The organism is Paenibacillus illinoisensis NBRC 15959 (assembly GCF_004000925.1).
Classification (GTDB): Bacteria; Bacillota; Bacilli; order Paenibacillales; family Paenibacillaceae; genus Paenibacillus; species Paenibacillus illinoisensis.
The window spans coordinates 362,866-385,683 of the sequence record NZ_BIME01000003.1 but is presented as its reverse complement, the minus strand read 5'-3'; the positions used below and the strand labels follow the sequence as shown (position 1 = coordinate 385,683).

The window sequence follows — 22,818 nt, the reverse complement described above, 5'->3', positions numbered from 1 at the left end:
AGGTCTATCGTCTATTCATGTTATTCCTAGTATAGGTGCCCACCAAGTTCATATTCCAATGATTGCATGATTGTCAAAAAAACCGCCAGGCGCGGACCGGCGCGCGGGCGGTTTGGTGCTGCTGTATATTAAGCCTTGGCTTTGAAAATGCCGGACGGTTTGCCGATGGGCAAAAACGTATAGCCAAAGTGAGCGTTCAGTACAGAAGCTCCTGTGCCGTAGAGCGACACGATACCGATACCCATTTCAGCATATGCTGCGATGGTATGGAACACGTGAGGAGCTACGCCGAAAGCATCGAACGTCAGGCCAAGGAACAGGAAATCAATCAGAATGAAAATGATGAGCAGTACTTTATTGGCTTCCACAGCGCCCAGTGTCATGAACAGGGTGAATACGAGGTATCCGGCAAAAGCAAATCCGAGCTGTTTACCGTCAGCCTGTTCTGCCAGGGTGGAGCCAAACACGCCCATTTTGATCAGCCAGTTGGCACCCATCGCAAACCAGAAGAATGCGTATGCGCCAAAAGCAGTCGTGCCAAATGTATTATTGCGTTTGGAATCTTGGATACAGGCGAACAACTGTGCAAATGCACCCAGGAAGATCGCCCATGGGATCGCATAGCTGAGCCCGTCTGTAATGCCAAGTTTCTGGGAGGATGCGACCAGGGTCACAATAGCCAGCCCAAATAATCCCATTGCGCTGGGATCGGCGTTTATGATTTTAACTTGAGTCCGTGAATCGGTTTGCATGGTGTTGATGAGCCTCCAATGATATCAAATCAGGATGTAAACAAGAATACAATCCTCTAGTAACTTTCGTATCCGCCGGGTCCGGACACACACATCGCCCTATTGTACCTGAATGGCCCGGTTATGGAAAGGAATTTGTTCACCGCACGAATCTGATATCCTGAACGCTCAAACACCCCTCAATAGCATGCAGGTTGGCCTCTTTTGCTCAGTTTGCCTGCCAAAGGGGTGTTTTTGTTGTTCATTTTCCAAAATACACAATAAAGACACATTCATACAAGAAGTAGGATAGGGGGAGAAAATATGGATGCTTAACATTCATCTCACTGTAAAAATGGCTTGGCAGCGCCACTTTTGCGGCATCCGGGCAAACATAGTCATTCATGACCTTCAAAAACTGGGGAAGGATACAAAACATCCATGCCGACTATGCCATATGTTAATCCAACTATAGATTGACAGTAAAAACTAAAATATAACACAGAAATAAGGAGGTCAAAGGCATGGTTATGAGTTTGGATTTAAAAAATCAAATCGAAAAAGCCAGACATAACCTTCATATGTTGGTAGAACATCACGAGGGTGGGCTTGGGCATCCGGATGTCATCAGACAATCCATGGCATTGGATGAATTGATTAATGAATATAATCGAATGAATCGAAACCAGACAAGAGCTTGAGGGATTCATATAATAGTAGGACAACCATAGATGAGTACATACGACGATGCGGGCATGAACATAACCGGAAGGACAGCTTTTTTCTCGAAGCTGCTTTGATTCCTGTTAATTCATGCCCGCATGTATTTTGGCAGCTGATCAGTGCAAAAGCCGCTTGGCTTCCATATACAGTACCTGAACAAATTTTTTGGTATTTATTCGAGTCTGGGACAAGGAAGGCTCCACATTGTTCTGCAGCTCCAGCATTTTCTTGCGAATTTCCGTGAAATCGAAGAATTTAGACGCATAGTTCTCGAATTTGGGATGTGTATAGTCGGTTAATCCCAGAGACACCACATGACTTAAGGTCTGAAATATCGCCCGGCGAACACGCTGCTCTGAGGCCTTGACCTCTTTGGTTATCTCGGTGGCCGAGGCATCCGTTCCCAGTTTGCGTATGGCGATATTCTGAAAAATATCCTTGAGCGACGGGAATGTATAAGGCGAGATGGTGTGATCTTCAGCTTCAATCTGTTCCAGATATTCGAGCATGTCCAGCAGATCCTTGCTGCCTGCTTCACCAATCATGCCCATTTCCGAGAGAAGGAAATGTCCTGCGGTGGCAATTGTTTGGTTAGGGGCAGGCACGGTTTGGCGTCCGGCAGATTGAATGCCGGTCAATCCCTGCAATGTCCGCTGAATATCCTGAATGGACTGCTGCATCCGCAGACGTTCTTCGACCAGACGGAGAACGGATAGAATCTCCAGCCGATTAATCGGCTTCGTAATGTAGTATTCGATGCCTAACGAGTAGGCTTCACCGATCATGTTTTTCGATTCAATCTGGGAGATCATCACGATCTTGCCCTCGAATCTTCCCTCCAGTGCGCGTACGGTCTGAATTCCGTCCCGATGGGGCATGAGCAGATCAATCAGCAGTACGTCTACCTTCTGTAATTCCAGCAGCTCGGCATGAATGTGAGCTCCGTCCTCTGCTTCTCCGGCAATCTCACCCAATCCTTCATCTTCAATAATATCCATCAGCATGGAACGAACGCCAGGATCATCATCCACGATAAAATAACGCATATTTTCGGTATCCTCCTCTCCTCAGCGGATGTAATTGGGCCAATGTATGTTCAGACAGATGAACTGCCCTGAGTCGTGGTCAATTTAATTCCTATCATACTTCGTTGTTTCCTTTCTGCATAGAACCAGCCATGCAGTAATAAGCCAATATGTCAGATAACGTAACAGAGTTTCGCTGAAAACAGCCTTTTCATAAAAAAAATCCAATGTTTGTTGTAGGAAAGTGTCGTTTTTCGTAGATAGGACTGTAGTATAAGTAACATCTGAATGAGCTGGCTATGAATTGTGTGGAATGGTACAAATGCTAAACGGAACGAAAGATCATCATTCAGAAGTATGCCATGAGATTCTATATGCAATAGTATGGGAATTTTACGCTCAGACATGCAAATGGAATGGTGTTTAACAATAGTTGAATAAAAGGAGTATTGCCAATGGAGCAAACGATACAAGATATTGTCGTTGTTTTCAACGATTTTTTATGGTCCAAGCTGTTGATCCTATTGCTGGTAGTATGCGGGATTTACTTCACGACCAAGACCCGTTTCATGCAGTTCCGCATGATCGGAGACATGGTCAAGGTGCTGGCTGAGCCCAAGAGCAAGGAAGCGGATAAAATCTCGCCTTTTCAGGCGTTCTGTATTAGCATGGCTGCCCGTGTAGGTACCGGTAATATTACGGGAATTGCGCTGGCTATTGCTCTTGGGGGACCGGGTGCTGTGTTCTGGATGTGGATCATTGCAATTATCGGCTCAGCCTCCAGTTTCGTAGAGAGTACACTCGCACAGATCTATAAAGTGAAGGATAATGGGGGATTCCGCGGAGGACCGGCTTATTATATGGAACGTGGGCTAGGCAAACGGTGGATGGGGGTATTGTTTGCCATTCTCATCACACTCTCGTTCGGCCTTGTCTTTAACGCTGTGCAGTCCAATACGATCACTGTGGCATTCCAGAATTCGTTCGGCCTCGATCGGTTGACGGTAGGTATTGTAATGGCGGTGATCTTTGCCGGAATCATTATGGGCGGTGTGAAACGGATTGCCAAGGCTTCCGAATACATTGTGGTGGTCCTTGCTGTGCTGTATATCGGGGTTGCTGCATTTGTAGTGCTGGCGAATATCACCCAGCTTCCAGCCATGATCGTGCTAATCGTAAAAAATGCCTTCGGCATTGAGCAGGTCGCCGGCGGTACATTGGGTGCTGCGCTGATGAACGGCGTCAAGCGTGGATTGTTCTCCAATGAGGCGGGGATGGGTAGTGCGCCTAATGCCGCAGCTACGGCGGATACGACACATCCGGTCAAGCAGGGACTTATTCAGGCTTTTGGCGTCCTGACCGATACACTTGTCATCTGTACAAGTACGGCCATGATTATATTGCTGTCCGGAGTCTACGAAGGCTCCAATCTGGGGGGCATCGAATTGACCCAGGCGGCATTAAGTGTGCATATCGGATCTTGGGCATCAGGCTTTTTGGCTGTTATGGTATTCCTGTTTGCCTTCAGTACACTCATCGGGAATTATTATTACGGGGAGACCAATATTGAGTTTATCAAGTCCAATAAAATGTGGCTGTGGGTGTACCGGATTGGCGTTATCGCCATGGTGCTGTTTGGTGCAATAGCCAAAGTCCAGCTGGTCTGGGATCTGGCGGATCTCTTTATGGGGCTGATGGTCGTCGTCAATCTGATTGCGATCCTCATGTTGTCCAAGGTCACGTTTGAGGCGCTGAAGGATTACAAAAGACAGAAGGCTGAGGGGCGTGACCCTGTCTTTACCCGTGACCTTATTCGTATTCCGGGTGAGGTGGAGTGCTGGGAGTCTGAAGCGGGCGTAACAGGAACCCAAGAGATGAAGATTGCAAAATAGGATTAGTGAAGCTCGGGTGATAAGAGCCGGGTAATATAAAAAAACAAAAAACAGGACACCGACGATGCCAATAGGGCGCGCGGGGTCCTGTTTCATTATTCGATATATTTTTAGTACTTATTGATCGCTCAGGATACCATTTTTACTTTGTATGAACAGAGTAACTGATCAGTTGATCCGCCAGCATCTTCATGCGGTTACCTGTTTCATTCAGTTTCTCAATGACATCGGTGAAGGAGGATACAAGGGTAGCTTGTTCCTGGGAAGAGGCAGCAATCTGTGAAACTTCCACTTCCATCTGTTTAATGACCTGTTGGACGTCTTTCAGACTTGCATCAATATCGGTTGTGGCCTGTTTGGCGTCCACGGAGAGCTTGCGCACTTCGGAAGCAACAACGCCAAAGCCTGCACCAGCCTCACCTACACGTGCTGCTTCAATAGCGGCATTGAGGCCGAGCAGATTGGTTTGTTCGGAGACTTCCCGGATGAATCCGGCAACCTTATTGATTTGAGCGGAGTTTTGGACTGCAAGGCGTGTGTTCTCCAGAATTTGTTCACTGGTCGCCTGCAATTCCTCGGCATGAGCTGCCACATGCTGAACCATCTCCACCAGGTTGCTATTAATGGTTTGATTTTCTTGTATAATGGCTTCTAGCTGATTCTGATTGGATTGATCGTAAGATATGCAGAAAATGGCGACAACTTCATTATTGTCATCAAAGATAGGAATGTTCAAAATATCCAGCTCTATTCCGTAGACTTCTGCGGGCAGTTTGGTGAGCGAAGGTTCGCGCCCGTTGGTCAGAGCTGTAAAGTTTTTATAATCATCCAGCAGTGGCTCTCCTTTTTGAAAACCGAGATTGAATCTCTCAGTGGGGACTGCGTACAATACTTTCTCATGATCATACACGGTCAATCCGGCTGGTTCTCTAAGAATCAGGCTAATATAAGGCATAACTTTCAGAAGTGCATCTACAACATTCATGGGGTCGAACCATCCTTTCATTATTCCTAATTTGCGATTAAATTCATAAAACGTACATAATGCTTTAATTATCATCGGATAAGATTGCGCTATCATTAACTCCATTTTGAAATAAAATGATGACGAATTACGGACGAAATCTGAGAATTTTCCCATGTAAAATGATTTACTGGATATAAGTGCTAGTTGTAACTATTTTTATATCAGGATATTTGAGCCGTCTGATGCCGAAATTGGGACATATGTCCATTTCTATACGTTAAATACTTGGGTGGGGGTTACCGGGAATGAGAGAAATCATGGATTTTGGGCGAATGCGTCAGCTGGCACGGGAACATGGCTTGGATCAGGTGCTGGATGAGCCTGCACTTGCGGAATTAAGACTACTGGAAGCGTCCAAAGGTGAAATTATATGTGCGAAGGGAGAACGGCCGGAACGGTTCTATTTTCTTGTTGAAGGCAAACTGAAGATTTATACGACACTGCCAAACGGCAAGTCACTGCTGCTCCGTTTCAGCACGCCGCCAGCCCTCGTAGGCGATCTGGAGCTGGTCAATGGAAAGGAAGCCAAGAATACAGTTGAATCTGTCAACAAAAGTCTGCTGCTGGGCGTTAGCTACCGTTACCTTCAAAACACGTATGCAGATAATCCGAGATTCCTTCATTTCATGCTTAGTCATGTGACCCATAAACTGTATACGTTCTCCAATTTATCAAGCCTGAATCTGCTGTACCCGGTGGAAAGCAGGTTTGCCAGCTATCTGTTGTCAACGATGGAACAGGGCGAGCAGGTGACGGAAGAGATCCAAACGTCCAAGCTGACAGAGCTGGCAGATATGCTGGGGACGAGCTACCGACATCTGAACCGGGTAATTCATGACCTCTGTGATCGGCAGATTATCCGTAAGGAACAGCGCAAGATTGTCATCTGCCATCTGGAGGAACTGCGCGAGATTGCCGGAGGGAACATGTATGAATGAGATCGGTCCCATGGACGTGAAAGTCTCAAATGTAGCGCAAAGAGCACCCTATGCTTCAAGCAATGGGTGCTCTTTGCTACTAAACAGTGTAATCCATGGACGGTGCGATGATTAAATGTCGCCGCGTTCTTCAAATAATTGAGCGATCCCCACGATAACCTGAGTGGCTTTCACCATGTTATCAACCGAAACATATTCAAATTTGCCGTGGTAGTTTTCGCCGCCTGTGAAGATATTTGGTGTAGGCATGCCCATATACGAGAGCTGGGAACCGTCAGTTCCTCCGCGGATGGGGCGAATAACGGGCTCAATGTCCAGACGAGTCATGGCTTCATGCGCAATATCAACAATTTGGCGCACAGGTTCGATCTTCTCACGCATATTGTAATATTGATCATTCAGCTGAACGGTGATGCTCTTCTCGCCATACTTGCCTTGGAGTTCTTCCGCAACCTTCATTACATAGGCTTTGCGCTCTTCGAACTTCGCCCGGTCAAAATCACGAATGATATAGCTGAGCTGCGTTTGCTCAACATCGCCTTCAATGGATATAAGATGGTAGAATCCTTCATACCCCTCCGTGAATTCGGGAGCTTCTTCCGCAGGCAGACGGCGGTTGAATTCCATGGCGATTTTGGCCGAATTGACCATTTTGTTTTTCGCGGTTCCAGGGTGAACATTCGTACCTTTGACTGTAATTTTGGCTGCAGCCGCATTGAAGCTCTCATATTCAAGCTCTCCCAGTGGTCCGCCATCTACCGTGTAGGCATACTTGGCTCCAAAAGCAGGCACGTCGAACTTATGCGGTCCGCGTCCAATCTCTTCGTCGGGAGTGAAGGCAACCCTGATCTTTCCGTGTTTGATCTCCGGGTGATCGATCAGATAGGCCATTGCCGTCATGATTTCAGCAATACCTGCCTTGTTGTCCGCACCCAGCAAGGTTGTCCCATCTGTTGTCATGAGGGTGTGGCCCTTGTATTCACGCAGTTCGGGGAAGTCAGTGGTAGACAGTACCACATCCAGCGCCTGGTTCAACACGATATCCTGACCATCATACTGGTCGATGACCTGTGGCTCTACATTTTTGCCAGTGAAGTCTGTCGCTGTATCCAAGTGAGCCAGGAAGCCAATTACGGGAACCTCTTTGTCAGTGTTGGATGGCAGAGTAGCCATGACATAGCCATTCTCATCCATCGTTACGTCCTGTAAACCAATGGCTTTGCATTCCCCTACAAGGTATTCGCCCAAGGCGAGTTGGCCCGGTGTGGAGGGGCAGGTTTCACTGTTTTCATCGGATTGAGTATCCATTTGAGCATACGTTGTCAGTCGCTCGATTAAAATATCTTTCACCATCATCGCTCCTTCAGTTTGGGTTGATATATAAGTTATCACTAATCTTGGAACGAATCACTACGAGGTCAGAACAACCCTCTGATCGCAGTTATCCCCAGATTTTTTGATTAAATATAAAGGTGAAAATCCGGTTATAAAGGCGAGCGCTTCGCTTCTACAGGTTGTTTCTGCCCTCTCCGTTTTCGTCTAAGGGTTAGATACAACTTATATTATAGGTTGGGTATATTATCTTCTGTGTATGAAAGTATCATATCATGTTTTGGATCAACTTCGTGTAGGGGCTGAAAGTGCCGCGGAGTAGTTATAGGTATAAAAAAGGGTACTATGGCACAAAAATGTACGTACTTGCATTCAGGGGAGGCTGCTTCATAATAGAGAATGGTCGTCGGATTGATGAGAAAAGACTGACAAGATTGGGTAACTGTTTTTCATGTTGAAAAACAAGCGATTGCCTCAACATATATCAATATATTGAATAGGAGATGTAACCATATGTCAGAGAAATTATTTTCCCCCTATCAGTTCAAGGGGCTTCAACTGAATAACCGTGTAGTTATGGCGCCAATGTGCCAGTACTCGGTAACGGCCAAGGATGGTATCCCGAATGATTGGCATCAGGTTCACTATGTAAGTCGTGCGGTTGGGGGTGCAGGTCTGATTGTTATCGAAATGACAGACGTTGAACCGGATGGCCGTATTACCGATAACGACCTGGGCATCTGGTCGGACGAGCACATTCCGGCTTTTGCCAAGCTGGTGGATGGCATGCATGCCCATGGCTCGAAAGTGGCGATTCAAATTGCACATGCTGGGCGAAAAGCGGAGGATGCAGAGCAGCCGGTAGCTCCATCCGTGGTCACTTTCCCGGGTGAAGACTTTAGGGAGCCTCGTGCGTTGACTACCGAAGAAGTAGAAGCTATGGTTCAGAAATTTGCGGACGGTGTTCGCCGCGCAGTGCAGGCTGGAGTGGATGCCATTGAGCTGCACGGAGCACACGGATATCTCATTCACCAGTTCCATTCCAAGCTGATGAATCATCGTGAGGATGTATATGGACAGGATCTGGCTCGATTCGGCGTCGAGATTATTCGTGCAGTGAAAAAGGAAATGCCGGAAGACATGCCGCTCATCATGCGCATATCTGCAGTTGAATACGCTGATGGCGGCTACGATATTGAGCACACCTTGGATATGGCTCGTGCCTATCAGGCAGCAGGGGTAGACATATTCCACATCAGCTCTGGCGGAGAAGGACCTGCAGGACAACGGAAGCCGGGTAACTACCCAGGTTATCAAGTTCCATTTGCCCGTCGTTTCCGCGAAGAACTGAATGTTCCGGTGATTGCAGTAGGGCTGCTGGATGATGCAGCTCTCGCTCAAGCCGTTATTGGCAACGGCGATGCCGATCTGGTTGCAGTGGGCAGAGGCATGCTGCGCGATCCGTACTGGGCTAACCATGCGGCTCTGGAGCTTGGTGTCAGCAAGGATAAGGCAGCGATTGCGGAGCAATATTCCCGCGGTTATTAATTTTATCTAAAACATATATCAGCTCGTAAGACAGGCCGCGGCAAGGGTGAACCTTAGCTGCGGCCTGATTTTGCATTTTGATAGCCAATCGGTGACGGTTGGGATTCCATCGTTCAGTGCAGACTAAGACGGGAGTTACACATCTTTTATATATGCGTTTCAAGATGAGGTTCGTTTAAGAGGAGATCCAATGCTAGATTCGGTTGTTAATTGAATTCATTTGACACCTATCTTCATATCCCGAACAATGAGTAATATCTATTAAAGGAGGCGATGGTTATGACATCATCATCGAGCGCACTGCCGGACATTCGGCAGCAATTGGTACTTCATGCACCGCTGGAAAAGGTATGGGAGACCGTCTCAACAGCAGAAGGCATGGAAGCCTGGTTTATGCCAAGTAATCTGGAGCCGGTGGAAGGACATGAATTCGTGCTGGAGGCTGGCCCTTTTGGCAAATCACCATGCCGGGTTACGGAAGTTCAGCCGCTTCATAAGCTATCCTTTCAATGGGGCAAGGATTGGGCACTTACCTTCGAACTACAGGAACAGCAAGAAGGTACGGCATTTACGTTGATTCACAGCGGTTGGGATGCCGATAAACTGACTGAATTTGGACAGGCTCATGCCATCGTGCGCGAGCGAATGGAGCAGGGCTGGTCAGGCATCGTGCAGAAGCTGGCACAGGTTGTAAGCGAGTAAGAGAGGATTGTCAGTTGCGATCAGGGTCATTTCCTGATTGAACAGCTGGCAGTCCTTTTTTTATTTTTTGAGCTTTTAATGGAGAGTTCACCCGAGATGGTGAACCGCCTTAAAAAATGTGATTCTTTTTAGTTTCCTTCTATTTCCGTGGGCAGCAGAAACGTGTAACATGGATCATGAAGATAAAACGACAAAAAGTGACGCCTATCGTCACGTGTCAGAAGGATTTCATCGATGAAAAAACACTGGATTATGCTGACGATTAGTTTCATTTGTATTGTTGTCTTCCCTGTGGGGTGGATTGTGCAGAGTATTATAACTGAACGCGGGAATCCGGTAGTTAAACAAGGCCTAATCGATTTGACCACATGGGATTTCACCAAAAAGGGTGCAGCCACATTGGACGGAGTCTGGGACTTCTACCCGAACCAATTACTGACCCCGGTTGATTTTGAGGCTGATGTGTCCGGACGCAAACCACTTGGGCCACCTGCAGCTCTTCAAGTCCCGGCCAGGTGGAATAAGACGATGGGTGAAGCTCATGGCTACGGAACATATCACCTTCGTGTCAAACTCAGGCCCAGCTCCGAGAAGAATGACTATGGCATTCGTACAAAGAATATTCGTATGGCACACCGTATTTTTATAGATGGCAAAGAGATCGGAGGCAAGGGACTGCCTGGCGAAACAAGGGAAACGGATCTCCAGTACAACTTGCCGTTCACCGGGTTTACCTCGATTGAGGGAGACCGTGCAGATATCATCATTCAAGTTTCCAACTATACATACTCTTCCGGAGGAATTGTAGCTTCACTGTTATTTGGAGATGAACATAGCATTCTGTACAGCCAGCAGTGGGACTGGCTCAAGGATCTGATGACCCTTTTCGGATTTATCCTCCCTGCGGCGTTTTTCCTGCTGCTGTTCAGGCTGCGCCGAAGTGAGAAGGAGCTTCGATACCTGGGCTTATTCAGTCTCTCCGGAGCCATGTATGCACTGACGCATGGGGAGAAACTGCTGGGCACCTTTGTGCCGTTTCTACCGAATACTGAAATTCTAAGGCTTCAATTAATAAGTTCGGCACTGGCCTATTACTATTTGCTTCGCTATATGGATGCGCTTGTTCCGGGTGCAATTCACAAATGGTACGTACGTCTGGGAATTACACTGGTGATTCTGCAATGCGCTATCGGCCTGACCTTGTCTCCGGTAATATTCTCGCAACTGGAGCCTCTAATGCTGATGGTGTCGCTTAGCGTCATTGTATACACTCTTCGAGCGATGTTTTATTGGTTGAAAAAGAGGCCCAATGACAGCCATTATGTGCTGATCAGCATGATGACCATCCTCATGGTTGTTATTTTGTATACCATCGGCGCATTCACGACGCAGGATACGGCCTTTCTCGCCCTGTATGAGCTATTGTTATTTGTTTTTGCTCAGATGATTCTTACGGCGATCCGGTTCGCGCAGTCCTTTCGTGAAGTTGAGGCATTATCCGAGCGCTTGCTTGTGATCGATAACCTGAAGGATGAATTCATGGCCAATACGTCGCATGAACTGAGGACCCCGCTGCATGGCATCATTAATATTGCCCAGTCCATGCTGGAAGGAGCGGCAGGGGCTGTGACGCCGAAGCAGGCCAGAAACCTGTCCATGATCACGTCTACCGGTAAGAGGCTTTCACTGCTGGTCAATGACATTCTGGATTTCTCCAAGCTCAAGAATAGTGAGATCGAGCTGAAGCGGGAAGCGGTGGATCTGGAGTCCGTTGCCCGCACCGTGGTTGAAGTTTCGGGATTCACCTTCGGGGATAAGCCTATTGTGTTAATACAGGACTGGCCTCCATCCCTGCCATTGGTCGAAGCAGATGAGGATCGGTTACGGCAGATTCTCTATAATCTGATTGGCAATGCATACAAGTACACGCAGCAAGGCGAGATACGGCTATATGCAATTGTGCAGGGGGATCAAATTCGAATGTCTGTGGCGGATACAGGGGTTGGCATTGCTCCAGAGAAGCTGGAGGATATATTCCAGTCCTATGAGCAGGAGAATGGTACAAGTGGAAGAATTAACGGCGGGACAGGGCTTGGTCTCAGTATTACGCGTAAACTTGTAGAGCTGGGCGGAGGCATGATCTGGGCCCAGTCAGAACCGGGTCAGGGGTCTATTTTTCACTTCACCCTGCCAGTTGCCAAAACGCCGCTGCTTCATACGGTTTCCAGACCGACTGCAGCGAGCTACGTGCCTGCCGAGCGTGCTAATCCATCTGGAGGGCTTCCTACAGAACTCGATGAATCAGAAGAGGGCCCTGCAGCAGAGCATACGATTCTGATTGTGGATGACGATCCGGTAAATCTCCAGGTATTGTACAATCTGTTGTCAACAGAGCGATACCGGGTCATTTCTGCCGATAGTGGTGCTGCAGCATTGAAAATGCGAGAACAACACCCGGGAATCGACTTGGTGATTACCGATTGGATGATGCCGCAGATGTCCGGAATTGAATTATGCCGCAAACTGCGTGAGCGTAATTCCCTGTCCGAACTGCCGATCCTGATGCTGACGGCGCGTGGATTGCCTGAGGATATCAGGCTGGGTTTCCAGGCTGGTGCTAATGATTTCCTAAGCAAGCCGGTGGATGCGGGGGAGCTTCGTGCGAGGGTCCGCACCCTGATTGAAATGCGGGCCTCCGTTCAAGGCGCCATTCGCACAGAGATGGCTTTTTTGCAGGCACAGATCAAGCCCCACTTTTTATATAACGCACTTAATGTCATTATCGCTACTTGTGCCGTTAACCCGGACAAAGCTACAGATTTATTGATCGAACTGAGTCACTATCTGCGTGGGAGCTTCGACTTTCAGAACCGGGATCAGCTGGTACCGCTGACCAAGGAACTTGAGCTGGTGGAGTCCTATGTACATCTGGAACAGGCCCGGTTTGAAGAGCGGCTGGTGGTCAACTATGAAGTGGAACCGGACGTTCGGATCTATGTTCCGCCTCTCAGCATTCAGCCACTCGTTGAAAATGCCATTCGTCATGGTGTGATGGAGCGGGCTGCGGGTGGAACCGTGACTCTGAAAATTGCCAGAGAGGATGATCGTATCATCGTTCAGGTTGAAGATAATGGGGTGGGCATCCCTCCGGAGCGTTTGGCCCAGGTTCATTCGGGAAGGACGGAAGGACCGGGAGGGGTGGGCTTGCAAAATATCAACCAGCGTTTAATGTCCTTATATGGCGAGGGATTGAATATTCAAAGCCATGTGGGCAAAGGAACGCAAATTCGTTTCCGTATTCCTCTGCCCAGAGGTTAATTATCCCAGAATTGTGCCGATACCGATCATAATGGTTAACAGACTAATAAGTTGATAAAGTCTATTCTGTAATTCCTTTGATATAGAACGAAGAAGAATAAGTAAGGGCAGGAGGCTGGAAGAACAGTGAGAGCCATTGTAATCGATGACGAGAAGCCGGCGCAGCTCCACCTGGAGCGCCTGTTATTGTCGGACGGACGGATTACACCCGTGCAGTGTTTTTCAACAGCTCGTGATGGACTGGATTTTCTGGCAAAAGAACGTGCCGATGTGGTGTTTCTGGATATTGGCATGCCAGAAATGAACGGACTGGAAGCGGCTGAGTATATACAGCAGCTGGATAACAACATTCGAATTATATTTGTAACAGCGTACGCCGATCATGCAGTCGAAGCATTTGAACTGCATGCACTGGATTATGTTCTGAAGCCGGTAAGCTCGGCAAGATTGGGCAAAACCATTGACCGGATTGCTGCTTGGAAGTCTGCTATGCCGGAAATGGCAGCGGCTGCTGAAGTAAAGGAACCCGTTTCCAATGCTGCCGAGGATGACATCCAGTTACCGGGACTGCTCACCTTCAAACATTTGGATATCTATAGAAGCCTGAAACCGGAGGCAACCAAGCATAAATGGAGGACGACCAAATCCCAGGAGTTATTCGCATTTCTGTTTCACCATCGTGGAGAATGGGTAAGCAAAGAGATTCTGCTTGATAAATTATGGGCCGATGTCACCTTGGAAAAAGGGCTAACCCATCTGCATACATCCGTATACCAGATTCGAAAACTGCTGAAGGAATGGAGTATGACAGGCAAATTGGAATACAACATGAATCGTTACCGTTTGCTGCCCGGCAATCTGGTGAGTGACGTGGAGCAGTTTGAATTGGGAGCGGGATATGCAGAAGTCACTTCTACCAATGTGGAAGAGCTGCGGGAGATCATGTTGTTATATCGCGGAGATTATCTTGAAGAGCATGACTACCCTTGGGCACAATCGAAGGCCCGTGAGCTAAGACGAAAATATATACGATTGGTCATGGACCTGGCTGAATGGAACATGAAGCATGGACGCGGCAAGGACGCCATTGAGCAGTTACTCGATTTACAGGAAAGAGAGCCTTATGCTGAAGAGATTTGCCGGTTAATGATGAAGGTGTATGCATCCATGGGTGATGGATCAGCCATACTCCAATTATATTCATCATTTGCCAAGACACTCTTGGAGGATTTGGGGCATCAGCCGGAACCGGAAACGAGCCGCCTCTTTCGGGAACTAACGGCGAAGTAGGCACAGGCCGGGCGGGAGGATTGTAGTGAAATTATTCATACATCGCAAGGATTTGCGTACAGAGGATCTGCACGCTTTTGATTATTTGCAGAACCAGGAAGATGAGAGTTTGCACCTTTTTATCTACGACCCCTTTTTGCTTCGTCAGGGACGCGATAAGGAACATAGCGGCATCAACTTTCTGAGGCATGCAGCCGGGCTTGCCAGACAGTACCGGGAGGCAGGCAAGCTGCTGCATGTGGCACATGGCAAGCCAGCAGAAGTTGTGGATTACATATTGGGCCACACGGAAGAAATCATCGATGAAGTGGTGGTTCACCGGGATATGACACCTTACGCGATCGAAAGGGATCGGAGTATACGCAAGGTTGTGGACAAATACCAGGCCAAGTTCACACAGCTGACGGATCATCTGCTGATCGATCTTCCGCGGTTCGCTGACTTTACAGGCAAATCGGAGCCCTATAAAGTATTCGCGGCTTTCCACCGACGCTGGGTGGAGTTTATGAATGAATTCCCAAACCCTCCTTCGGTACTAACGGTAGCTGATCTTAAGATCAGTAAGCTGTCCATCGAGTTTCCTGATTCGTTCAGGGTTCCCGCAGCGCTTATGGATGTCGACCCTGCAGAAGAGCCTTATAGGCTGCTCGATGCGTTCCTGAAGGAGCGTATCGCCGAGTACGGGGAGCAACGGGATCAATATGAAGCATACGAGCCAAGCCATTTGAGTTCCTATGTGGCGGTAGGTGCCATCTCGATTCGCAGGATGTACGATGCCGCTTACCGGGCAGAACAGCCGGATGAATGGATTAGACAGCTGTGCTTCCGTGACTTTTATCTGTACCGTGCAGTATATGAGAGTCACTATTTTACATACGAAAAGGTATACGATCTGTCACCGTTAAGTGATTATCACTTCGAACGCTGGTGCAAAGCAGAGACGGGAATACCGATTATTGATGCTGCGATGACCGAGCTGAATGAGACGGGGCGCATGCCCAATCGATTGCGTATTCTGACGGCAATGTTCCTGACCAAAAACCTGCAGTGTCCGTTTCCCCTGGGTGAGGCCTACTTCAGACGCAAGCTGCTGGATTATGACAACATTCAGAACCGGGGGAACTGGTTATGGTGTGCATCCCTTGGTGAAAATGCTGCTCCGTATTTCCGGGTAAACAATCCGGTAACACAGTCGGAGAAGTATGATCCCCAGGGAGATTATATCCGGAAATGGCTGCCTGATCTGAAGGATCTGCACAGCAAGGATATCCATCAACCACGCGAGGGTGCGATTGTGGATCTGAAGGCATCCAGGCAGGCGGCTATAGAGGTCTATAAACAAATTCTGGCGAGTCGTCAGAAGGATTAGAAGGAGACAGGATGGAACAATCCCGGCCTGATTAGGGAGACCCAAGATGTGTGTTCACACAGACAGGGAGCCCGAGTTTACCATTTTCATCCCAGTGAACCAGAAATAAATACTGCCGAGGCAGCATTGCTCGAAGACCGCATTATAGCGGTCTTTTTTACATTTATAGACATGAAAATAGTGTGAAATCCACTGAAAATTTAGGAATTGTTAAGAAAATGGACTACCCATCTTAAGCATTATGCCTTTTAATAGATAGTGAGCTTATCGTACTAAGTCATATCTGACATATTGACGAACACATTAAGGAGAAACGCTAAACATGAGTGAGACATTGAAAAGAGAGCGAATACCGGAGCTGAACCTGGTACGTGCCATGGCGATTATCGGCGTGCTGTGTGTGCATTCCACGTCTTATGCGACAGTGGACATGACGGGTTCGGGCTACTACTGGCTGTACAACTTTATTAATATCTTCATGAAATATGGTACGCCAACTTTTATTTTCATGAGCAGCTTCGTGTTGTTCTATAACTATTATTCACGTCCCTTGGACAAGAAATTGGTCAGCAATTTTTATAAAAAGAGATTCGTTTACATTCTGCTGCCGTATTTCCTGTTTTCCCTGTTTTATTTTGTTATTCTGCATTTCACCCATTATCAAGGCCGTCCGTTTGGTGAATCTGCCATCAGCTTCATTACCAAACTGTTCACGGGTAAGGCATATACGCATCTGTACTTTGTATTCATCAACATGCAATTCTATCTGTTATTCCCGCTTGTTCTGTGGCTGCTGAAGAAGTATCCTACGGTGGTAAAGTGGTCTGTACCGATTGGCCTGCTGATCCAGTGGGCATTTATCGTAAGTAACAAATACGGCTTCCAGGTGCCGAACAAGGGAAGCTGGGCCTTCTCATACTTCTCCTATTTCATGCTGGGAGCGTTCATCGGGGTCTATTTTCCAAAGATCAAGCAATGGTTTGTCATCAGCCGTGAAAATGCAACCAAAGGTCGCGTAGCATCCTGGATTCTGCTGTGGGCAGTCTGGATTGCTGCCGGACTCGGACATGTATATATTTATTACCTGCTTCGTATGAAGATTGCCACGTATAACACACTGTGGTATGAGTTTTTCTGGAATTTGCATACCTTTGCTTGTGCGCTCGTACTGATTCAGATTGCATACCTGTTGTATCGCAAGGGGCCTGCATTGATTGCCAAGCCGCTTAATCGACTTGGTGCGCTGTCCTTCGGAATTTATCTGATCCATCCATTTTTCCTGCTGTTGTATCGGGAATTCCCACCGCAAACCGGGGTGTCCTGGCTGGTTCACCTATGGTATGCCGGAGGCTTTGCTGTAGCGCTGTTCGCTTCATGGATTGTAGTAGGGCTGACTGCAAGGTTTGTTCCGTTTGCCTGGGTCATCTTCGGCAATCTGCCGAAACCAAAACCACGGGTTATCCCGCAATCCAATTCGGGCCAGCTCGATGTTCGTTAATATTTAATTGCCATTATAGGAATAATAAGCCGTTTCTTGGTCGACCTTAGGGTTGAGCGGGGAACGGTTTTTTTCATGCGATCAATGAGCATCATGTGGGAACGAATGTTTCTTTTGGAGCGGCCAGGGGTAATGAGAAGGCGGAACACAAATCAAAAATGCAGAGACTTACAGAACAGGATCAAGGTGAGATGAATGAAAACATGTGAACAATGCGGGAAACCGATGCAAGATATATTGGAATATGTAGAGCACATTCTTCATGAATGCAATGGACAGACAACAGAGTACAGCACAGATGGCTATCCGGCACAGACACAGGGGTATGAGTGCGTCCGCGAGCAGATGTGATACAATAGAAAGAAACCGGATTCATACGGAACCGAGGTGACAACATGGAGACGGGCTCAGCCCCTTTCCGGCAGGATATGACGGAACATGAAGCGCAACAGACCAAGGTATGCATGCATTGCGGGCAACAGCGTCCGTTGTCTGAATTTCGGCGCAGAACCGGAAAGAGGGCGGGTCCCGGTTCCAGACGAGGAGCCTGTCGTCGCTGTCGTCAGCGCAGTGGACAGGCTGACGTTAGCGGCATCCCGGTGCAGCAGGGTCAGAGTCTGCACATACGGATGCCAAGACCGGAGAACATTACAAATGAGTCGAGTGCTGCAGCCAATCAACAGGTGATTCAAGAGACAGTGGATGAAGGTTCTCAGAAACAGCACAGTGAAGCTGAATCTCTATCTTCAGCCTCCTCGGAGCCATCAGGTGATCGGAAGAAAAGGAGACGGAGACGAAAGTCCAAACCGCAGCAGGCACAGCCAGTCCTTGAGCAGTCTGAACGGATCACGGAATCAGGCGCCGCAGGCCAGGAAGATCGTGATCCGAAGGTTGGTGGACACACCGTATCCAATGTGCGTGCTGAACAGGCCGCCGCTCAGGCTGCTGTAGCGGCCAGCGAGGCTTCGCTGCCGGAAGATCCGCAGGATCCGGCAGCGGGAACAGCAGCTGCGGGTCAGCAGACTGCAGCGGGGCGCAAGCGCAAGCGGCGCCGCAAACGCTCGGCGCCGCCTGGCGCTGGCACTGGACCGGACCGCATCGCGGTCAAGTCCGAGGTGCCAGCAAGCGACCGTGGCGCTGCGGCCACGGTCGACGGGCCCTTGGCGGCAGCTGCACAGCCTGCCGCTCCAGGGCTGGACCCGGGCCAGGCAGCTTCTGCTGCGGCCGGGACAGCTGAATCTGCTCCCATGCGGCCACAGGGTCCGCAAGGGAGCAGGGCACGGCCAATGCGCAAAGAACGTGCGCATAAGGCCGCCAGTGAAGACGGCGCCCGGGCAACGACTTCCGGGCACCGTCCCCATTCCCACCATGCCCGCAGCCGAAGTGCGGGCGCAGATGGCCGGCCGCGCCGTCAGACTCCGGCGGTTCCGGCAGCCATTGATCCGGAAGATCCGTCATCGCTCCGTACGAACAGGCAGGGCATGGTCCGCATGCGTGGCAAGACGGATAAAGGCCGCCGCTGGCATCAGGAGATTGACATGGAGCTTGCGGTCACGCTGGTCAAGGAAAAAGCCGCAGTTGTTGTTAACCGGTACACCATTCGCAGATTATTCAGCAACAAGGATTTCAAACGGTACATCATGACCCGGGATCAGTATACCTGCTACTTCTGTGGATCATATGGTGATACGATCGATCATCTTCTGCCTCGGGCCAAAGGCGGTCATACAACTCCGCTAAACTGTGTATGTGCGTGCAATCTGTGCAACCAGTCCAAAGCTGCAATGGATGCAGACGAGTTCATGCGGTCCGGCATACCTGAATGGAATGCCGCTCATCAGGAGGAACTGAACGAACTGCAGATACAGGAAGCGCAGCTGGAATAGAATATGTTTATTTCTTCTCCTGTTAGGGGGAGGGATACCAATATAGCAAAGCACATCAAGACTTGTTGTACAGGTCAGGGTGTGCTTTTTGTTATGTTGGTCTCATCTGTGAATATTTCTTCAAATTAACAACGGTTTGGTGTGGATTCGTACGTTATACTGTGAGAAGAAGATGAACTGTACCCAGATCATTCGAGCACAGGAATTGCGGTGTAAACGGATGGAGACTGAATAGATTGGAAGGATGCACATGACCCCGGTACCTCTGGACATCATGTCCTATTTTACGGAAGAGAATATTCGTTATTGGCTGGAGCAGTTTCGTTCCCTGGGGCCGCTTCCGGGTATACTGCTTACCTTTATGAAGTCCTTTGTGCCACCGCTGCCAACCCTGCTGATCGTGGGGGTTAATGGGGCGGTGTACGGACTATGGGCGGGATTTTTGTACTCGTGGATTGGGATGGTGCTGGGTTGTACCCTGACCTTCTTGCTGGTCCGGGAGATTGGGAAATCTGCCTTCGTGGAACGATGGTCCAGCAAACCGCGTGTTCAGCGGAGCATGGTATGGATTCGGCGGAATGCCTTCAGTTATGTATTTTTGCTGAGCATCTTTCCGGTCGGACCGTTTGTCATCATTAATGTGGCGGCAGGTATTGCCCGAATGAGACTCATGTCTTTCCTGCTCACCGTAGGGTTTGGTAAGGGCATCATGATATTCTGCGTGACCTACATTGGCTCCAATGTGGCCCAATTCCTGGAACATCCTGTAAGGTGGATCGGTGTACTGCTGTTTATCGCTGTATCATTGTGGGCCAGTCGGAAGCTGGAGAGACACTTCACCCGTTCATCGTCCGAGGAGAAACGGAACGAATCCAATCCCTCTTCAGGGAATACCATTTCTTCCTGATCAGCAGCATGCATATACGGTTCTACGGCATCCGGTTACGCGCATAAGCTAAACAGACTGTTATCGAGGATATGATTTTTCTCGTTAACAGTCTGTTTTTCTGTTTGGTTCACTCATATGCAGGCACCCTCTTATTTGCCTTTATTCCATAATTCCAACAAGGGTCCCTCGTTCCCGTAGACTGGATCTGTATCAGGGAGGGGCACACCCTGAATCTCCCGGAGCACTTCAGGACGTTCTCCCGGATCACCTGTACGGGTATTGTAGCTTGTGCCGCCAGGGTAAGCACCTGCTATACGAAAATCAGAGCTGGCTTCCAGACGCTTATGTCCTGTTCCTGCAGGAAGCACAACAATATCTCCCGTTTGCAGATAAACTCGTTGTCCCTTTTCCCCGCCCAGAATCAGCTGAACGAAACCGCTAACCACTGCTAGTGCTTCATGGGCATTGCTATGAAAATGATGATAGTCAAACACACCATTAATCCAGCTGTTTCCCCAATGATTTCTGTTCAACAGCGACTCTGCTCGGGAAGGGTCTTTTGCCCATACCCCTTTATACAACAGTACTGGCAAGTTTGGATTGTTGGGAATCACGCCATCGTCTTTGAAGTAAAAGGTCTCTATATTCTCTCTGGGTTCATTCATTTTCATCACCTCACTGATTATTACCCTCATTAGCTGTCTGCTCTGCGGAAAGAAAAATAAAAAATGAATGGAAAATGATACAAAACGTATCAATTTAGGGTTATACTCAATACATACGCTCGCCTCAAGAGCCTGCCTGAGTAAAAATCCAAGGAGGAATGGTTTGGTGAACATTGTCATTACAGGGGCTTCCGGATTTGTGGGATTCAATCTTTCTCATTATTTGGCGCAAAAGGGCCACTGCATTACCCTGATCGACCGGGATGACTATTGTCAGAGACTTGTTCACAGCTCCCCGCTGCATGAGATGACCTTCACTTGTTGTGACCTCGCTTCAGACCGCTTCAGCTTGCCCCAGGGAACCGATTATATTATTCACCTGGCAGCCATGCCGCATGTGGATTATTCCTACCATCACCCAGGAGAAGTGTTTCGTAACAACACGCTAAGCACACAGGCCGTTTTGCAATATGCAGCCGATCATCGTATTCCGGTTGTACTGGCCTCCTCGGTAGAAGTCTATGGAGGCGAGTTTGGCAGAGTGTACTCCGAATCAGACGTATATGCTCCAGTATCACCCTATTCGGCATCCAAAGTAGCCTGTGAGACGCTGGCTCATTCCTATGCCCAATGTTACAACCTCCCCGTCAAAATCTTCCGCTTAACCAACCTTTATGGGCCATGGCAGCTGCCTGACCGAATCATTCCCCGCAATTTTGGCCGGATGATGGATGGCTTGCGGCTGGATATTCAAGGATCTGCTGTACGTGATTTTCTGTATATCGATGATGCAATGAAAGCCATTGAACAGATTATGCTGCATGGACAAGATCGGCATACGTATAACATCTCGACAGGACAAGGCACAACGATGCAGGAGATCGGCGAGCTGCTGCAATCACTGCAGCGCTCCACAGGAGATGTCGAGATTCGGGATCAGGAACCGACCCAGTCCAGAGGCTCCAGTTTGGTCGTTTATTCGGGCAAGTTAAGAGAAGAACTGGGCTGGAAACCGCAGATTACATTGGAACAGGGGCTGGAAAAGACATACCGCTGGTATCAGGAGCATCCGGATTGGGTGCGACAATTCAGCAGACATTATCAAACATCGAGAGGAAGTCATGAGTTTATCGTGGATATGGCTAGATATGTGGCCCCAGCGATTTGATACAACGTATTACAATCAAAAAAAGCCAGGGAAGGGTGATTGGAATAGCACCTTCCTTGGCTTTTTTCTGCCCCGTAGGTACAGGCATGTTCATGCTGTATGTCTACGGGCCGACATCATGACGTATATAGTGCACGACTTGATCGTGCGAAGCATATGAGACCAAATCCTAGTGGCGATCTTTTACATCGGCAATTTTATCTTGAACCGCGCCTTTCGCCTTGTCCTTTTTACCCTCAGCCTGAAGGGATCTGTTGTTTGTTGCGTTACCGATCTGATCCTTCACTTCGCCTTTAGCTTTATTCACGCCTGCTTTGATTTTATCGCTAGTTGAATTACTCATATCGAACATCTCCTTCATTTCTGGTGTAGTCCTTATTAACCGGGTTCCTGTAATTTTAAACTTCGTCTGTCAGAAGAAGCTTTCGTAAGGACCTGAAATAAGGTCAAGATTCTCATCGGGAAGAATTGAGCGAATAGGGAATAAGCCAGCATGACAAGCTGCATAATAACGATAGTGACCAAATTCGTTGCATGGAATTCATGATTTTGGAAAACACTTCCTAAAAATAAGACTGAAAAAATCCTCTATATGTACTTTTTCGCACATATGGACGTATGTGATCTTGTCTTAATACCACATGTGGTAGGAATGCAGATCTGGAACAGAACGATAAGCGGTTACATTCCGACCGCGAAGCTTGACAAAAAAATCGGATTTGTTACAATGTTCACAATATCTTCACAAGTGTAAAAAATTTCTTTTTCATGTTCATGTGTAAGAGGTGTAATATAAGGGTATAGAGTTCGGTTTCGG

General features: G+C 48.3%; 18 protein-coding genes and 1 pseudogene. 13 read left to right on the top strand and 6 right to left on the bottom strand.

From position 1 onward, the window contains the following. Window positions 1-128: 128 nt before the first annotated feature. A complete protein-coding gene (locus PIL01S_RS10370; RefSeq protein ID WP_127537469.1) occupies window positions 129-752 on the bottom strand; it encodes an acetate uptake transporter in 624 nt (207 codons plus the stop codon). Between the two features lie 503 nt (window positions 753-1,255). Here PIL01S_RS10370 and PIL01S_RS10365 point away from each other — a divergent pair. Continuing rightward, on the top strand, window positions 1,256-1,432 hold the full coding sequence (locus PIL01S_RS10365) for an aspartyl-phosphate phosphatase Spo0E family protein (RefSeq protein ID WP_127537468.1): 177 nt from the start codon (window positions 1,256-1,258) through the stop codon (window positions 1,430-1,432). 138 nt (window positions 1,433-1,570) lie between these two features. Here the strand turns inward: PIL01S_RS10365 and PIL01S_RS10360 are convergent, their stop codons facing one another. After that, window positions 1,571-2,500, bottom strand: coding sequence for a response regulator (locus PIL01S_RS10360; RefSeq protein WP_127537467.1), 930 nt, complete (start codon window positions 2,498-2,500; stop codon window positions 1,571-1,573). Between the two features lie 434 nt (window positions 2,501-2,934). Between PIL01S_RS10360 and PIL01S_RS10355 the strand changes: the two genes are divergently transcribed. Then, window positions 2,935-4,371, top strand: coding sequence for an alanine/glycine:cation symporter family protein (locus PIL01S_RS10355; protein WP_127537466.1), 1,437 nt, complete (start codon window positions 2,935-2,937; stop codon window positions 4,369-4,371). Between the two features lie 142 nt (window positions 4,372-4,513). Here PIL01S_RS10355 and PIL01S_RS10350 read toward each other — a convergent pair whose 3' ends face one another. Continuing rightward, a complete protein-coding gene (locus PIL01S_RS10350; protein ID WP_127537465.1) occupies window positions 4,514-5,356 on the bottom strand; it encodes a methyl-accepting chemotaxis protein in 843 nt (280 codons plus the stop codon). Window positions 5,357-5,643: 287 nt separating this feature from the next. On the opposite strand from PIL01S_RS10350, the gene PIL01S_RS10345 reads away from it, so the two are divergent. Next, window positions 5,644-6,336: a Crp/Fnr family transcriptional regulator gene (locus tag PIL01S_RS10345; RefSeq protein ID WP_127537464.1), complete on the top strand. Its 693-nt coding sequence runs from the start codon at window positions 5,644-5,646 to the stop codon at window positions 6,334-6,336. Between the two features lie 111 nt (window positions 6,337-6,447). Here the strand turns inward: PIL01S_RS10345 and pepT are convergent, their stop codons facing one another. Then, entirely contained in the window at window positions 6,448-7,686 is a 1,239-nt protein-coding gene (pepT, locus tag PIL01S_RS10340) for a peptidase T (RefSeq protein WP_127537463.1), read from the bottom strand. Between the two features lie 495 nt (window positions 7,687-8,181). Between pepT and PIL01S_RS10335 the strand changes: the two genes are divergently transcribed. The 9 genes and pseudogenes from PIL01S_RS10335 (at window position 8,182) to PIL01S_RS10300 (ending at window position 20,186) form a co-directional block, all read left to right on the top strand. After that, window positions 8,182-9,216, top strand: a complete 1,035-nt coding sequence (locus PIL01S_RS10335) for an NADH:flavin oxidoreductase/NADH oxidase (protein WP_127537462.1) — start codon at window positions 8,182-8,184, stop codon at window positions 9,214-9,216. 279 nt (window positions 9,217-9,495) lie between these two features. Continuing rightward, window positions 9,496-9,918: an SRPBCC family protein gene (locus PIL01S_RS10330; RefSeq protein ID WP_371859948.1), complete on the top strand. Its 423-nt coding sequence runs from the start codon at window positions 9,496-9,498 to the stop codon at window positions 9,916-9,918. A gap of 234 nt (window positions 9,919-10,152) precedes the next feature. Continuing rightward, window positions 10,153-13,236: a hybrid sensor histidine kinase/response regulator gene (locus tag PIL01S_RS10325; protein WP_127537460.1), complete on the top strand. Its 3,084-nt coding sequence runs from the start codon at window positions 10,153-10,155 to the stop codon at window positions 13,234-13,236. A gap of 126 nt (window positions 13,237-13,362) precedes the next feature. Further along, entirely contained in the window at window positions 13,363-14,526 is a 1,164-nt protein-coding gene (locus PIL01S_RS10320; RefSeq protein WP_127537459.1) for a response regulator, read from the top strand. A 25-nt stretch (window positions 14,527-14,551) separates the two neighbouring features. Then, complete coding sequence (locus PIL01S_RS10315) at window positions 14,552-15,895, top strand: cryptochrome/photolyase family protein (RefSeq protein ID WP_127537458.1); 1,344 nt, start codon at window positions 14,552-14,554, stop codon at window positions 15,893-15,895. 322 nt (window positions 15,896-16,217) lie between these two features. After that, complete coding sequence (locus PIL01S_RS10310) at window positions 16,218-17,393, top strand: acyltransferase (RefSeq protein ID WP_127537457.1); 1,176 nt, start codon at window positions 16,218-16,220, stop codon at window positions 17,391-17,393. A gap of 195 nt (window positions 17,394-17,588) precedes the next feature. Beyond that, window positions 17,589-17,744 (top strand): hypothetical protein, encoded by a 156-nt coding sequence (locus PIL01S_RS29460; protein WP_164764212.1) that lies wholly within the window; start codon window positions 17,589-17,591, stop codon window positions 17,742-17,744. 1,097 nt (window positions 17,745-18,841) lie between these two features. Further along, window positions 18,842-19,279 (top strand): annotated as a pseudogene (locus PIL01S_RS30230) (HNH endonuclease); the annotation flags it as partial. Between the two features lie 250 nt (window positions 19,280-19,529). Continuing rightward, window positions 19,530-20,186, top strand: coding sequence for a TVP38/TMEM64 family protein (locus PIL01S_RS10300; protein ID WP_127537456.1), 657 nt, complete (start codon window positions 19,530-19,532; stop codon window positions 20,184-20,186). Between the two features lie 131 nt (window positions 20,187-20,317). Here the strand turns inward: PIL01S_RS10300 and PIL01S_RS10295 are convergent, their stop codons facing one another. Further along, complete coding sequence (locus PIL01S_RS10295) at window positions 20,318-20,833, bottom strand: cupin domain-containing protein (RefSeq protein WP_127537455.1); 516 nt, start codon at window positions 20,831-20,833, stop codon at window positions 20,318-20,320. A 166-nt stretch (window positions 20,834-20,999) separates the two neighbouring features. Here PIL01S_RS10295 and PIL01S_RS10290 point away from each other — a divergent pair, with 166 nt between their 5' ends. Further along, window positions 21,000-22,001 carry an NAD-dependent epimerase/dehydratase family protein gene (locus PIL01S_RS10290; protein ID WP_246058162.1) on the top strand — a complete coding sequence of 334 codons (1,002 nt, stop codon included), beginning with the start codon at window positions 21,000-21,002 and terminating at the stop codon, window positions 21,999-22,001. A gap of 169 nt (window positions 22,002-22,170) precedes the next feature. Here the strand turns inward: PIL01S_RS10290 and PIL01S_RS10285 are convergent, their stop codons facing one another. Further along, entirely contained in the window at window positions 22,171-22,344 is a 174-nt protein-coding gene (locus PIL01S_RS10285) for a CsbD family protein (RefSeq protein ID WP_082704104.1), read from the bottom strand. Between the last annotated feature and the right edge of the window lie 474 nt (window positions 22,345-22,818).